We start from the raw sequence: 14,155 nt of genomic DNA on the forward strand, positions 1-14,155 counted from the left end.
TCTATTGGTTTTACTTCCCAGAAATAATCTCCGCCAATAATTTCTTAGCTCTAAGCAATTTAATTTTGATGTTATTCAGCGGTTCATCAATTTGTTCTGCCATTTCTTGATACGTCATTTCTTGAAAATAACGCATTTGAATGACTTCCTGATAAGCAGGTTTTAATTGTTTGATGTATTGCAATAATTGCGCTAAATTTTGCTCGATAATCAATTCGTCTTCAGCAGAATTGGAGTCATCAGCAACGCTGTAGGCTTGATGGTCTTCTTCGTCATTCATTTCAATAAATAAAGACGATTTCTTTTTGCGAAGCATGTCAATATGAACATTTTTTGCAATCGCAATCAACCAAGTATTAAATCCGTATTCGGGATTGTAGGTAGAGATTTTATCAAACGCTTTCGCGAAAGTTTCAATAACGATGTCTTCGGTATCGGTTTCGTTTTCAGTGCGTTTAAGCATGAATCCGTACACTTCATTCCAGAAAAAATCCAATAAAAACGTGAAAGCAACTTGGTCTCCCTTTTTTGCTTTTTCAATGTTTTCTTGAATAATTACCGAATTTACTTCCAATGTACAGGTTTTGAGATAAGGTTTCTAAAAAATACGCTCAGTTGTGTAAAGATAAGTACAATTTCAATAATCGGATACCAATACATCACATCTTTTTCTTTTAGTTTTCCTGCGGCATAGCCTAAAGAAATCCATGAAAATAGATATCTAAAAATGATTATTCCTGTCACAATCATCCATTGAAATTGAAATGCTAACAAAACAATCGCCAAAACTAAAAACCAAAATTGACTAAAGAAAAATAATCCCAATTGAAATTTATCAAATCCTTTGTAGAATTTTGCAGTAGTAGCGTGTCTTCTTTTTTGGTATACCCAAGACGAAAAAGTAGTTTTCGGTTCCGAAAAAGTAAAACTTTCTGGAGTGTATAAAATCGCTGTATTCTTTTTCGTAGCCGCTTGGTTAATAAACAAATCATCATCGCCTGAACGAATTTTCATATGATCCATAAAACCACGAACGTTAAAAAATTCTTCTTTTTTGTAAGCTAAATTGCGCCCAACACCCATATAAGGTTTGCCAATTTTTGCCCAAGAAAAATATTGCGTAGCGGTTAACATCGTTTCAAAACGAATGATTTTGTTTAGGAAGGAATTCTTCACTTTTTCGTAAGCGCCATAACCTAAAACAATCGTTTTTTCTTTGGTAAATTGAGTTGAAATTTGTAACAACCAATCGTTTGAAGCTGGATAACAATCCGCATCAGTAAATACTAAATACTCGTTTTTTGCGGCTTTGATTCCTAAGGTTAACGCGAATTTTTTATTACCCCAAAACGCTTCATTGTTTTGAACTTTTACCAACTTTATATTCGCATATTGTTTTTCGTAACTTTCAAATAATTCCAAAGTTTCATCGCTCGAAGCATCGTCAATTAAGACAATTTCGTAATCAGGATAGTTTTGGGTAACCAAAGTTTGAAAATACTTTTTGATATTTTCTTCTTCGTTTTTAGCACAAACAATGATTGAAATAGGTAAACGTTTCGGAGTTCCTTCGGTTTTTTTACCAAATGAGAATTTTCCGAAAATAAAAAGGTAATAAATAAATTGAATAAACACGATAACCGCAAAAGCGATTAAGAGTATTGTTAGTATCATAAATTTTGAAAATTAAGAGTGCGAAGGTTCGCTGCAGTCTTTCATTTGTTCTGGAGTTTTTCCGCAGTAGCTACAGTTTTCTCCATCTTTATTCAAAAACGGACTTTGGCTAGCACAAGTTCCAGCGAATTTTCCGTCTTTTTTTGCCCAAATTTTTATCGCGATACCTGCAAACGCAAGTCCTAAAAGTCCAATGGTTACTAATACAAGTTTCATCTTTTTCTATTTTGAACTGCAAAATTAATTAAAATCCAAATAACAAATCCCAAATTCCGAACAAATCTCAAAAAACAAATTCAAAATTTTTGGAACATAGATTGAACAAATGGAAGAAATCTTTATGTTCAAAAAGATTAGCACGCAGATAGAACAGATTTGCTAATGCAAAACGCAGATTTAAGCAGATTTCTTATGTTGTCTATGAAAAGTGAAATGCCTAAAAAATCAAAACAAAACAAATCTAATGTGTCTATGTGTTTAAAAAAAGCACCCCAAGATTTTAAACTCCCAACTCCCAACTAAATAATATTCACTTCTGCCTCAATCGCAATTCCGAATTTTTCTAAAATCGTTTGTTGAATATTTCTCGAAAGTGCTACAATTTCAGCTCCCGTTGCCATTCCATAATTTACTAAAACCAAGGCTTGATTTTTATGAACTCCAGCATCGCCAAAACGTTTTCCTTTAAAACCAGCTTGTTCAATTAACCAACCTGCAGGAACTTTTACTTCGGTTTCAGAAACTACATAATGTGGCATTTCTGGATGAAGTGCTTTTGCTTTTTCGTAGGCTTCTTTGGGAATAATCGGATTTTTAAAGAAACTTCCACTATTGCCTAATTCTTTTGGATCTGGTAATTTACTTTGGCGAATAGCAATTACTGCGTTGCTAACGTCTTTTAAGGTTGGATTTTGTATGTTTTGATTTTGTAATTCAGTTTCAATTGCACCATAAGTAGTGGAAACTTTATGATTTCTCTTCGTTAATTTAAAACTAACCGAAGTAATGATGTATTGATTTTTCAATTCGTTTTTGAAAACACTTTCACGATATTCAAATTTACATTGTGCGTTAGTGAAAGTCTCGATTTCTAATGTTTTCAAATTCAAAGCATCGCACGAAAACATCGTATCTTTAATTTCAACTCCATAAGCTCCAATATTTTGAATTGGAGTTGTACCCACGTTTCCTGGAATTAAGGATAAATTTTCAATACCACCAAAATTTTGGTCAATGCACCAAAGTACAAATTCATGCCAATTTTCACCAGCTTGTGCTTTTACGATAGCAAAATCATCGTTTTCCTCAACAATTTCTCTTCCTTTTAAATTCACATGAACGACTAATTTTTCGATGTCTTGCGTTAACAACATATTGCTTCCGCCACCCAAAATAAAAATATCGTTGTTTGCTGTCAACACTTCTTTCAATTCTGCAATCGAACTTACCGAAACAAATTGTTTGGCTTTAGCGTCAATTCCAAAAGTATTGTAATTTTTTAGAGAGAAATTGGTTTGAATATTCATTAGAATAATTTTTTTCAAATGTAATGTTTATGTGGTAATTTTCAAATTAAAGGATACTTAGTGTAAATTTAAACGCAAAGGTCGCCAAGTTTCTTCGCAAAGCACGCAAAGCAAAATCCGTTTCATTTGCGTTACGTAGAATCCGTTTTATCCGCGTTCCAAAATTAAATCGGAAATATTTTATACGATTGATGCGTTTCTTTAATAATCATCTCCGTTCTTTCGGCATGTGTGTCGGAAATAAAAATTTGTCCAAAAACAGCATCATTCACCATGGTTACAATTTTTTGCACGCGTGTTTCGTCTAATTTGTCGAAAATATCATCAAAAAGAAGAATCGGTAATTCGCCACTTTGTTTTTTCATGAACTCAAATTGTGCCAATTTCAGAGCAATCAAAAAAGATTTCTGTTGGCCTTGCGAACCAAATTTTTTAATTGGGAAACCATCAATTTCAAAAACCAAATCGTCTTTATGAATTCCGGAACTTGTATATTGTATAATTCTATCTTTTTGTAGCGATTCTTCTAAAAGCGATAGTAAATCTTTTTCAAACAACTGACTTTCGTAACGCAAAGCAACCGATTCATTTCCACCAGAAATATTGGTATGATGTTTTTCGAAAATTGGAATAAAATCGTTTAAAAATTGTTTTCTTTTTTCGAAAATTAGTTGTCCAGAATTGCTTAAATGTTCGTTGTAAATAGCTAAATTATCTGCATCAAAAGTCTGATTTAAAGCGAAATATTTTAATAAAGCATTGCGTTGCGCTAACGTTTTTTGGTATTGAATCAATAATTGTAGATATTGGTTATCCAATGTTCCAATTACACTATCAATAAATTTTCTTCGAGTTTCACTTCCTTCCACAATTAAATCTACATCAGAAGGAGAAATAATTACCAAAGGAATTAATCCCAAATGTTCAGAGAGTTTTTCGTAAACTTTTCCGTTGCGTTTGATGGTTTTCTTTTGTCCTTTTTTTAAACTGCAAACAATTTTTTCTTCTTTGCCGTTTTTTTCAAGTAAAGCATCAATTACAAAAAACTCTTCGCCATGTTTGATATTTTGAACTGCTAACGGATTGAAGTAGCTTTTTCCGTAGGCCAAATGGTAAATAGCATCTAAAATATTGGTTTTTCCAACTCCGTTTTTCCCAACAAAACAATTGATTTTAGCGTCAAAATCAAATTCGATTTGGGCTAAATTCTTATAATTAAGTAAAGATAACTGTTTTAAAAACACAATAAATAAGGGTTGTTAGATGACTAAAAGTAAGACTTCCTGCAAAAGTAAATTGAAAATCTTAAAAATATCTACAAAAATGGTTTTAAATTTTAATAAAAATTATATTTTTGCACCTCATTAAATTAAAAATAAATGGCAACATATAACAAAAGAGGTTACAAAGCTCCAAAACCTGAAGAAGCAAAAGTTGAAAATGAGTTTGAAGAAGTAGAAGCAGTTGACGTAAAAGATAGTACTACAGCTGAGGTTTTCAATACTTTAGATGAGACAGCTTCAAAAACTGAGGATTGGGTAGCAAAAAATCAAAAAGTACTTTTAGGTATTGTAGGTGCAATTGCGATTGGAACTTTAGGATATTTATTATTCAATAGATTTGTTGTTGAGCCAAAAGAAGAGAAAGCAGCAAACGAAATTTTTCAAGCACAACAATATTTTCAACAAGCAGTTGATGCTACAGAAAAGAATGATTCTTTATACAATTTAGCACTTAAAGGTGGGGAAGGTAAATTAGGTTTCTTGGCAATAGCAGATCAATACTCTGGAACTGCAGCTGGAAACTTGGCTAACTACCACGCTGGTATGGCTTACTTAAATTTAGGTGATTTTAAAAATGCAATTGCTTATTTGGAGAAATTCAAATCGGACGATGCTATTTTAAAGCCTATCGCTTTAGGAGCTATAGGAGATGCTTTATCTGAAACAAATAAAGTTGATGATGCTATTTCATACTATAAAAAAGCAGCTGAAGCTTCAGATAACGATTTTACTACGCCAAGATATTTGATAAAAGCGGCTCAATTATATTTAACTGCTGGTAAAAAAGCAGAAGCTCACAAATTATTTGTTGAGATTAAAGAAAAATATGAAACTTCTAAAGAAAGTTTAAATATTGACGCTTTCATTGCAATGACAGAATAAGAATGGCAACAGAAAATAAAAATTTATCCAATTACGATAAAAACACAATCCCAAACGCGAAAGATTTTCGGTTTGGGATTGTTGTTTCAGAATGGAACGAGCAAGTAACAGAAGGTTTGTATAACGGAGCTTTTGCAGCTTTGACAGATTGTGGTGCTTTGCCAGAAAACATCATCCGTTGGAACGTGCCAGGAAGTTTTGAATTGATTTTCGGAGCGCGCCAAATGCATGAAAAATTAGAGCTAGATGCTGTAATTGTGATTGGTTGTGTGATTAAAGGCGAAACCATGCATTTCGAGTTCGTTTGCGAAGGTGTTACACAAGGGATGAAAGACTTAAATCTTTTATACGATGTACCAACTATTTTTTGTGTGCTAACCGATAATAACATGCAACAGTCATTAGATAGAAGTGGAGGAAAGCACGGAAATAAAGGAGTAGAAGCCGCTATTGCAGCAATTAAAATGGTTGATTTGAATAGAAAATAAAAGGATATCCTTTTAAAATCAATATACTAAATCCCGATTTTTATCGGGATTTTTTGTTAACAAAAATTTGGAGATTAAACGCGTAAAAATCCTTAAATTTGAAAAAAATAATGCGACATGATTAAGTTTGGAAAAGGTAGAATGCCAAAGAATAAAAGATTTAATTACACGCCTCGTCATTACGAAGGTAAAACGGTTGATAATCCATTTGATTTTGATTCTCCAATACGACGCGATAGAGAAACGGCAAGTTACAACGACATGAGGGCGTTATGGAGTGATGCAAGAGATGCTAGTAGAAATAGAAAAAATCGTTCTTTCAATATGCGTGTTATTGTCATTGCCTTAATTTTGGTTTTGATCTTTTTCTTTATCATCGATTTTGATTTTTCCATATTTAGAAGAAAATAATGGCAGCGAGTATTATTCAACTTTTACCCGATCATGTTGCCAATCAAATTGCTGCAGGAGAAGTGGTGCAACGTCCAGCTTCTGTAGTTAAAGAGTTGTTGGAAAATGCTGTTGATGCTAAATCAACAGATATCAAATTAATCGTTAAAGAAGCCGGTAAAACCTTAGTTCAGGTTATCGATAACGGTTTAGGCATGAACACCACCGATGCGCGTTTGTGTTTCGAACGTCATGCTACGTCTAAAATTCGAAAAGCAGAAGATTTATTTGATTTGCATACCAAAGGTTTTCGTGGGGAAGCATTGGCTTCTATAGCTGCGATTGCGCATGTAGAAATGAAAACCAAACAAGACCAAGAAGAGTTAGGTAATCACATTGTAATCGAAGGAAGTAAATTGGTTACACAAGATGTCGCAGTTTTGCCAAAAGGAACTTCATTTGCGGTTAAGAATTTGTTTTTCAATATTCCGGCCAGAAGAAATTTCTTGAAATCGGAAACGGTAGAATTTCGTCATGTGATGGATGAATTCCAACGTGTAGCGATGGCGCATCCTTCGATTTCGTTTACGTTGATTCATAACGGAAGTGAATTGTATAATTTGCCAAGTTCTAATTATCGTCAACGCATCGTAAATATTTTTGGTGGAAAAACCAATGAAAAATTAGTTCCAGTTTCTGAAGAAACGGAGTTAATCAATATCACAGGATTTGTTGGAAAACCAGAATTCGCTAAAAAGAGTAGAGGCGAACAGTTTTTCTTTGTAAACGATAGATATATCAAAAGTGCGTATTTGCATCATGCGATTATGAGTGCTTATGAAGGTTTACTAAAAGAAGGCAATCAACCAAGTTATTTCTTGTATTTGCAAGTGCCACCTCACACAATTGATATCAACATCCATCCAACTAAAACCGAAATTAAGTTTGACGATGAACATTCGTTATATGCAATTTTACGTTCGGCTGTAAAACATAGTTTAGGGCAGTTTAATGTGGCGCCGGTTTTAGATTTTGAGCGTGATTCCAATTTAGACACGCCTTATCAATACAAAGATAAAGAAGCTGATTTTCCTACAATTCAAGTCGATTCTAGTTTCAATCCATTTGCTAATGATAAACCAGCGGCTAAATCGCTTTCTTCTTTTGGAAGTTATAAAAAAGAAACTTCAACGGCAAATTGGGAAAGTTTATACGTTGGATTAAAGCAGGATACGCAAGAATTAGAGCAATTTTCGTTTGAAAGCGAAGAAGTAACTGGAAAATTATTTGATGATGAGGTTGAGGAAACAAAATCTTCTTCGACGTATCAAATTCAAAAGAAATATATTATTAGCGCCATAAAATCGGGTATGTTGGTCATTAATCAGCAACGTGCACACGAGCGTATTTTGTATGAACAATTTCTGACAAATATTACGGTTCAGAAAGCTTCGAGCCAACAATTGTTGTTTCCTTTGGAATTGTATTTTTCTTCGGAAGAAACGGTTTTGATAAACGAATTGCAATCGTCTTTAGAAAATACTGGATTTGTTTTTGATGCTTTTAATGCAGATTCAGTTCAAATTTCTGGATTGCCAATTGGTATGCCAGAAAGCGAAGTTTCGATTGTTTTAGAAGAATTAATTAGTAATCTACAAAACGAAATTCCAGAAAGTAGTTTTTCACAAAGCGATAGTATTGCCAAATCGATGGCAAAAAGCATGGCTGTGAAAACAGGAACGTATTTGACGGTGAAGGAACAAGAAAATTTAGTAAATTCGTTATTTGCGTGTAAAGATCCTAATGTTTCTCCATTTCAAAAACCCACATTTATTACCTTAACGGTAGAAGATTTAGATAAAAGATTTGCCTTATGATGAATAATATGACCGACACCGTAAAACAGTTATTAATTATTAACGTTTTATTTTTTATAGGAAGTTATTTTGTGCCACAAGCTAATGAATTATTGTCGCTTCATTATTTTGAAAGTGATGGCTTTAAATTTTGGCAACCTATAACGCATATGTTTATGCACGGAAGTCCTATGCATATTTTCTTTAATATGTTTGCGTTGATTTCTTTTGGAAGCGCATTGGAGCATTTTTGGGGCGCTAAAAAGTTTTTATTCTTTTATCTTTCTTGTGGATTGGGAGCTGCTTTAATTCATTCTGGAGTTAATTATTACCACTTTCACGACGCTCAAAATTTCTTACTGCAAAGTGGTGTTTCTATTGTAGATATTAAAACTTTATTAAATGGAGGAAGTGTAAATATTAATGCTTCTGATACGGCTTTGCTTCAAAACTATGTAAATCAAATGGGTGATGCATACAACACACCTGCTGTTGGAGCCTCTGGAGCAATTTACGGATTATTAGTGGCTTTTGCTTTTATGTTTCCAAATGCCGAGTTGATGATGATGTTTATTCCCGTTCCTATTAGAGCTAAATATTTTGTGCCTGTAATTGTTTTGTTAGATTTGTTTTCAGGTGTTACAGGTTTTAGTCTTTTTGGTGGAAATATAGCCCATTTTGCTCACGTTGGTGGTGCTTTAATAGGTTTTATAATGATGTGGTATTGGAAGAAAAATCAGTTTGATAAAAACCGTTGGGATAGGTAAGAGTATTCAGAAATCAGTGCTCAGTTTGTCATGCTGAACTCGTTTCAGCATCTTCATTTGGTTTTATTATTACACAGAGATTCACAGAGTTCATTTATTTTTAATTCTGTTGATTTGAGATACATGGAGACGTTTTACTTTTTTGAGTATTGAACTTGAATTTGTACTTGAACTTGAAAATTTAAATATGAACATTTTAGACGATTTAAAACTACAATACAAAACAGGAGGGATGGTGCAAAAGTTAATCTTTTGGAACATTGGTTTCTTCTTGTTTTCGTTGGTGTTTTTTTATAGTTTTTCTGTTGGGAAATTCCAAATTCCCACATGGATTGCTTTGTCTTCTGATTTAAGTACTTTCATTAGAACACCTTGGACATTAATCTTATTTAACTTCTTTCACGCTGGATTTTTGCATTTGATTTTTAATTTGATGGTGCTACATTTTTCTGGACGTTTATTCAATACTTATTTTACAGATAAGCAATTGTTAGGTGTTTATGTTTTAGGTGGCATTTTCTCTGGAATCACATTCGTTCTTTCGTATGTTTTTATTGGGAAAGCAGGTTTGTTAGTCGGAGCAAGTGGTGCTATTATGGCCATTTTAATTGCCGCAGCAACGTATGCGCCTTTTATGTTGTTACGTATTCCGTTAATTGGTATTGTGAAGCTTTGGCACGTGGCTTTTGTTATTTTGTTAGTAGACTTAATTCAAATGCCATTACATAATACAGGCGGACATTTAGCGCATTTAGGTGGAGCTTTATTCGGATTTATCTACATTAAATTATTGCAATCAGGTAAAGATATTACAAAGCCTTTTTCAGCTGTATTAGATGGTTTTGCAAATCTTTTCAAACCTAAAAAGAAAACCCCATTTAAAAAAGTACATCGCAATACAACAAAAAAAGGCGTAAATTCGTTTCAAGATAATAAAGATATGACTCAAAAGCAGATTGATGATATTTTAGATAAAATTAGTAAATCGGGCTATGATAGTTTAACAAAAGAAGAAAAGGAATTCCTATTTAAAGCAGGAAAATAATACATGCAAAAGCAAAGTTGGTTAAGCAAATTAATGTTTTTTCTTAATATAGTTTTAGCTGTAGTAACTTTTGTTGCTTATACGTTGCCTTTTTTAGCGCCAAAAGTTTTTCCGTTTTTGAGTGTTTTAACATTAGGATTACCTGTTTTTTTATTCCTTAATTTTTTCTTTTTTGTGTATTGGTTGCTTCAGTTAAAGCGTTATATGTTGCTTTCTGGATTTGTTTTGTTATTAGGAATTACGTTTGTAAATCGATTTTATAAATTTTCTGAAACCAATATTCCAGCTGAAAATTCCGATTTTAAATTGATGAGTTACAACGTTAGATTGTTCAATTTATATGAATGGTTGCCTAATAAAGATGTGCCTGAACAAATTTCGAAATTCATAGTGGAAGAACAGCCTGATATTTTGTGTTTGCAAGAGTTTTCTCCAAACGAATTGGTTTCTAAATCGTTCAACTTTAAATACAATTTTACAAAGTTGTATGGTGGAAAAAATAAATACGGACAAGCCATTTATTCTAATTTTAAAATAATTGACGAAGGAGAAATTGAATTTCCAAATTCGAGTAACAATGTCATTTTTGCTGATATTGTAAAAGGTAAAGACACCATTCGTGTGTACAGTATGCATTTACAATCCATAAAAATCAGTACGGATATTCACGAAAAAATTGATGAGGAAAAGTCAAAGTTTATTTTCAAACGTTTAAGCGAAGCTTTTACTGTGCAACAACAACAAGCGGAATTGATTAAAAAACATTTTGAAGATTGTAAGTTTTCAAAAATTATTTGTGGTGATTTGAATAATAGTGCTTTTTCTTACGTGTACCGAACTATTAAAGGCGATATGAAAGATGCTTTTGAACAAGCTGGAACTGGTTTTGGTAAATCGTACAATTACAAATATTATCCGGCTCGAATTGATTATGTTTTTGTGGAAGAAAACATTGAAGTAAAAGAATTCAAATCAATTGAAACTTTTCAACAAAGTGATCATTTTCCACAAATTACACGTTTGAAAATCGATGAAAAAGAATAATACTAAATTTGTTGGTTCTTCAAATAATCAACAGCGTATCTTCCTTCGTTAAAAAGTAAATCTAAAATACTTAAATTATTGATAAAACCATGTTTCTCATTGAAAACTTGTGTGTATTCTTCTAATTGTGTAGTGTCTTTTTTTCCGTTTACTAAATGTCTGAAATCGTTATAATCAGGAACTTCATGGAAGAATTCGGTAGTTTTTTGAGGTTGTATATTAATTCCCAATAAATCGTTTACCAATTGAAAAACTTCTAAATTCAAATCCATTAAAAACTCGTGTTTCTTTTCAAATAATGGACGAAAATCATCTTCAAAATATTCAAAGAAAGGTGAAGTTCTGTAAGCCGCTTCTAGTGATTTAAAATGATTTTTTTGCCATCCAAAATCATTTTCAATGCGAACATCTTTATACTTTTGATGTTTTTCAATAGCATGTTTTACAGGGATATTCAATAATTGAACTCCGTTTGGACTATAAATATACATCCTGTTTCTGTTGGTTTGCTTTTGAAAATTATCTTCCATTTCAAATGTAACCGAATCTGCTTGAAGCATCGCTACATAATGACTAATTGATGGGAAATAAGTTGGATGTATAAGAATGTTGTTCATGATAAAATATTGTTTTTAAAAACACGAATTTCACTAATTAGCACGAATTAATTTGTGATAATTAGTGAAATTTATGTTTGAAATATAATTAAGCTTCTTCTTTCTTTTTCTTCTTTTTTCTGAAGTAATCAAAAGCAAAATATCCAGCTAAAGCGATTAAAAAATATTGGAAATACGATTTTGGTTGGCCATCTCCACTAACAGTAGTGAATAATCTATCCCAACGGAAGCTCCAGTTTTTAAGACCATCGTTGATACCATCGATACTCATCCAAATGAAAATTGGTTTTCCAACAATGTGATCAGCCGGAACAAATCCCCAATAACGCGAATCTAATGAGTTGTGACGGTTGTCTCCCATCATCCAATAGTAATCTTGTTTAAAAGTGTAAGAAGTGGCAACCTGATCGTTGATACGGATTTCATCTCCGTTTACTTTTAAGTCATTTCCTTCATATTCGCCAATTATTTTTTTATAAAGCGGTAAATTTTCTTTGTTTAAGGCTACTGTTTTTCCTGCTTCAGGTATGTAAATTGGTCCCATATTATCTCGGTTCCAATTGTTTTTTACTGAAGGTTTTCCATCTTGAATGTCAGTAAAAATACCATCTTCACTTGTTTTACTAATTTGACGTTTTACAGAACTAATTCTACTATCTGATTTAAGTTTTTCGTATTTTTCAGCTGTTAAGTTTCCATAAAAATAACTTGGAGAAATCATCAAACCTAATTTGTTGTAAATATCTTGATCTATCTGACCTGTTACAGCTGTAGTTAAGGTGTCTCTTGCTATTTCTTCAAATGCATATCTGCTGATTAGCTCATTTTTGAATTCAGGTTTGTCCCAAATTTCATTTTTAATTTCAAATAACGGATAGCCTTCTGTAATTTGATAGAAGTTTTTTATTTCATCTGCATTTATATTATTTGTTTTAATCAAATAAAAATACTGAGGTTTAGCTCTTTCAGGAAGAATCGATTCTTTTCCATTAATAAAAATGATACCATCTCTAATCTCAAAATTATCACCAGGAATAGCGGTACAACGTTTTACGTAGTTGGTTTTTTTGTCGATTGGTTTGTCATATCTTTTATCAGCGGCTTTGTACATGTGAAACAATGTGTCAGCAGGCCAGTTGAAAACCACAATGTCATTACGCTCAATTTTTTGTAATGCAGGAAATCGAAAATAGGGTAACGAAGGTTTTGCTAAATATGATTTTACTTTTACAACAGGTAAAGTATCGTGAACCATTGGCGCAGCAATAGGTGTCATTGGTGTTCTTGCTCCGTAATGGAATTTACTCACAAATAAAAAGTCGCCTACTAATAACGATTTTTCCAATGATGAGGTTGGAATGGTGTAAGGTTGGATGAAATAGGTGTGAACTAAAGTTGCCACAACAATAGCAAACGATAATGAACCCAAAGTATCCATGGTTTTGTTCGGTGCTTTTAAATCGCGATCAGCATGATATGTTACTTCTTGTGTATAGTTTACATAAGCGATATAAAGTCCTAAGGTAACAACACCTAAAACCATGTCTAAGGTTGATTTTTTACCGAAAGTTCTTAAGGTTTCAATCCAAATGATTGGAAATAAAAATAAATTGATAACTGGAATAAAAAGTAGTAAAATCCAATATTTCGGACGGTTAATAATTTGCATTAAGACTATTCCGTTATACACTGGAACAAATGCTTCCCAAGCTTTTCTATCTGCTTTTACGTATAATTTCCAAGTTCCAATTCCGTGAATTACTTGAACTAATAGGATAAAGATTAACCAACCTGATATTTCCATTTTTAATATCGTTTACTTGTTAAATTGTCTAATTGTTTATTTTGAGTTTAATCCCAAAACATCTTTCATGTTGAAAACTCCTTTTTTTCCAACTAACCATTCTGCAGCAACGACAGCTCCTAAAGCAAAACCTTCTCTGCTGTGTGCTGTGTGCTTGATTTCGATTTGGTCCACTTCACTATCATAAAAAATACTGTGTGTTCCAGGTACGTTTTCAATACGTTTTGCTTCAATATGAATTTCATTGCTAATTGGAGTTTCTAGTGTCCAATTTGCGTAATCTGTATGCTTAATAACGCCTTCTGCTAATGTTATTGCTGTTCCGCTCGGTGCATCTAATTTTTGTGTGTGATGAATTTCTTCCATTGAAACGTTGTATTGTTTCAAGTTAGCCATCATTTTAGCTAGATATTCATTCAATTCAAAAAATACATTTACACCTAAACTGAAATTAGAGGCATAAATAAAACTACCGTTTTTTTCTTCACACAAATTCACCATTTTTAGATAATCCGCTAACCAACCTGTAGTTCCTGAAATAACTGGAATATCATTATTTAAACATTCTGAAATATTTCCTACAGCACTATCAGGAACACTAAAATCGATAGCGACATCGGCATTCAATAAACCTTCAAATGTATTGTCGTGATCTTTTTTTAGTACGATTTCATGACCTCTTTCTAAAGCTATTCTTTCGATAACTTTTCCCATTTTTCCGTATCCTAAAAGTGCAATTTTCATAGTTGTTAGTTGTTGCGTTAACCGTTTTGTTACTT

Annotated in this window: 15 protein-coding genes; 7 read left to right on the forward strand and 8 right to left on the reverse strand. The window is 32.6% G+C overall.

Annotation, left to right across the window (positions count from 1 at the left end):
* Positions 1-10: 10 nt before the first annotated feature.
* From B0I03_RS11950 to recF, 5 genes are all read right to left on the reverse strand, one after another.
* Positions 11-574, reverse strand: coding sequence for an RNA polymerase sigma factor (locus tag B0I03_RS11950; RefSeq protein ID WP_111567675.1), 564 nt, complete (start codon positions 572-574; stop codon positions 11-13).
* Positions 565-1,674, reverse strand: coding sequence for a glycosyltransferase (locus B0I03_RS11955; protein WP_111567676.1), 1,110 nt, complete (start codon positions 1,672-1,674; stop codon positions 565-567). Before B0I03_RS11955 ends, B0I03_RS11950 begins: the two co-directional genes overlap by 10 nt.
* A 12-nt stretch (positions 1,675-1,686) precedes the next feature.
* Entirely contained in the window at positions 1,687-1,890 is a 204-nt protein-coding gene (locus tag B0I03_RS11960) for a hypothetical protein (RefSeq protein WP_026724852.1), read from the reverse strand.
* Positions 1,891-2,192: 302 nt separating this feature from the next.
* Entirely contained in the window at positions 2,193-3,200 is a 1,008-nt protein-coding gene (gene murB / locus B0I03_RS11965; protein ID WP_111567677.1) for a UDP-N-acetylmuramate dehydrogenase, read from the reverse strand.
* Positions 3,201-3,364: 164 nt separating this feature from the next.
* Positions 3,365-4,444 (reverse strand): DNA replication/repair protein RecF, encoded by a 1,080-nt coding sequence (gene recF, locus B0I03_RS11970; protein ID WP_111567678.1) that lies wholly within the window; start codon positions 4,442-4,444, stop codon positions 3,365-3,367.
* Between the two features lie 135 nt (positions 4,445-4,579).
* On the opposite strand from recF, the gene B0I03_RS11975 reads away from it, so the two are divergent.
* The 7 genes from B0I03_RS11975 to B0I03_RS12005 all read left to right on the forward strand — a co-directional run bounded on the left by B0I03_RS11975 (position 4,580) and on the right by B0I03_RS12005 (position 10,955).
* Complete coding sequence (locus B0I03_RS11975) at positions 4,580-5,365, forward strand: tetratricopeptide repeat protein (RefSeq protein ID WP_111567679.1); 786 nt, start codon at positions 4,580-4,582, stop codon at positions 5,363-5,365.
* Between the two features lie 2 nt (positions 5,366-5,367).
* Positions 5,368-5,853 (forward strand): 6,7-dimethyl-8-ribityllumazine synthase, encoded by a 486-nt coding sequence (gene ribH / locus B0I03_RS11980; protein ID WP_026724848.1) that lies wholly within the window; start codon positions 5,368-5,370, stop codon positions 5,851-5,853.
* Positions 5,854-5,970: 117 nt separating this feature from the next.
* A complete protein-coding gene (locus tag B0I03_RS11985) occupies positions 5,971-6,264 on the forward strand; it encodes a hypothetical protein (RefSeq protein WP_111567680.1) in 294 nt (97 codons plus the stop codon).
* A complete protein-coding gene (mutL, locus tag B0I03_RS11990; protein ID WP_111567681.1) occupies positions 6,264-8,120 on the forward strand; it encodes a DNA mismatch repair endonuclease MutL in 1,857 nt (618 codons plus the stop codon). Before B0I03_RS11985 ends, mutL begins: the two co-directional genes overlap by 1 nt.
* The gene (locus tag B0I03_RS11995) at positions 8,120-8,866 is read left to right on the forward strand and encodes a rhomboid family intramembrane serine protease (protein WP_111567724.1); all 747 of its coding nucleotides are present in this window, start codon (positions 8,120-8,122) and stop codon (positions 8,864-8,866) included. Before mutL ends, B0I03_RS11995 begins: the two co-directional genes overlap by 1 nt.
* Before the next feature lie 187 nt (positions 8,867-9,053).
* Positions 9,054-9,911 (forward strand): rhomboid family intramembrane serine protease, encoded by an 858-nt coding sequence (locus B0I03_RS12000; protein WP_111567725.1) that lies wholly within the window; start codon positions 9,054-9,056, stop codon positions 9,909-9,911.
* Positions 9,912-9,914: 3 nt separating this feature from the next.
* Entirely contained in the window at positions 9,915-10,955 is a 1,041-nt protein-coding gene (locus B0I03_RS12005; RefSeq protein ID WP_111567682.1) for an endonuclease/exonuclease/phosphatase family protein, read from the forward strand.
* A 2-nt stretch (positions 10,956-10,957) separates the two neighbouring features.
* On the opposite strand, the gene B0I03_RS12010 is transcribed toward B0I03_RS12005, so the two are convergent.
* The 3 genes from B0I03_RS12010 to dapB form a co-directional block, all read right to left on the reverse strand.
* Positions 10,958-11,572 (reverse strand): WbqC family protein, encoded by a 615-nt coding sequence (locus B0I03_RS12010; RefSeq protein ID WP_111567683.1) that lies wholly within the window; start codon positions 11,570-11,572, stop codon positions 10,958-10,960.
* Between the two features lie 88 nt (positions 11,573-11,660).
* On the reverse strand, positions 11,661-13,376 hold the full coding sequence (gene lepB, locus B0I03_RS12015; protein WP_111567684.1) for a signal peptidase I: 1,716 nt from the start codon (positions 13,374-13,376) through the stop codon (positions 11,661-11,663).
* Between the two features lie 36 nt (positions 13,377-13,412).
* The gene (dapB, locus tag B0I03_RS12020; RefSeq protein ID WP_111567685.1) at positions 13,413-14,120 is read right to left on the reverse strand and encodes a 4-hydroxy-tetrahydrodipicolinate reductase; all 708 of its coding nucleotides are present in this window, start codon (positions 14,118-14,120) and stop codon (positions 13,413-13,415) included.
* Positions 14,121-14,155: the final 35 nt, after the last annotated feature.

Origin of the sequence: Flavobacterium aquaticum (assembly GCF_003259835.1) — a bacterium.
Classification (GTDB): domain Bacteria; phylum Bacteroidota; class Bacteroidia; order Flavobacteriales; family Flavobacteriaceae; genus Flavobacterium; species Flavobacterium aquaticum.

Excerpts from the sequence above, each read along its gene's own strand:
- B0I03_RS11960 (WP_026724852.1), bottom strand. The coding sequence starts at position 1,890 with ATGAAACTTGTATTAGTAACCATTGGACTTTTAGGACTTGCGTTTGCA.
- B0I03_RS11955 (WP_111567676.1), bottom strand. The coding sequence starts at position 1,674 with ATGATACTAACAATACTCTTAATCGCTTTTGCGGTTATCGTGTTTATT.
- B0I03_RS11995 (WP_111567724.1), top strand. The coding sequence starts at position 8,120 with ATGAATAATATGACCGACACCGTAAAACAGTTATTAATTATTAACGTT.
- ribH (WP_026724848.1), top strand. The coding sequence starts at position 5,368 with ATGGCAACAGAAAATAAAAATTTATCCAATTACGATAAAAACACAATC.
- lepB (WP_111567684.1), bottom strand. The coding sequence starts at position 13,376 with ATGGAAATATCAGGTTGGTTAATCTTTATCCTATTAGTTCAAGTAATT.
- B0I03_RS12010 (WP_111567683.1), bottom strand. The coding sequence starts at position 11,572 with ATGAACAACATTCTTATACATCCAACTTATTTCCCATCAATTAGTCAT.
- murB (WP_111567677.1), bottom strand. The coding sequence starts at position 3,200 with ATGAATATTCAAACCAATTTCTCTCTAAAAAATTACAATACTTTTGGA.
- dapB (WP_111567685.1), bottom strand. The coding sequence starts at position 14,120 with ATGAAAATTGCACTTTTAGGATACGGAAAAATGGGAAAAGTTATCGAA.
- mutL (WP_111567681.1), top strand. The coding sequence starts at position 6,264 with ATGGCAGCGAGTATTATTCAACTTTTACCCGATCATGTTGCCAATCAA.
- B0I03_RS11985 (WP_111567680.1), top strand. The coding sequence starts at position 5,971 with ATGATTAAGTTTGGAAAAGGTAGAATGCCAAAGAATAAAAGATTTAAT.
- B0I03_RS12000 (WP_111567725.1), top strand. The coding sequence starts at position 9,054 with ATGAACATTTTAGACGATTTAAAACTACAATACAAAACAGGAGGGATG.
- B0I03_RS11975 (WP_111567679.1), top strand. The coding sequence starts at position 4,580 with ATGGCAACATATAACAAAAGAGGTTACAAAGCTCCAAAACCTGAAGAA.
- B0I03_RS12005 (WP_111567682.1), top strand. The coding sequence starts at position 9,915 with ATGCAAAAGCAAAGTTGGTTAAGCAAATTAATGTTTTTTCTTAATATA.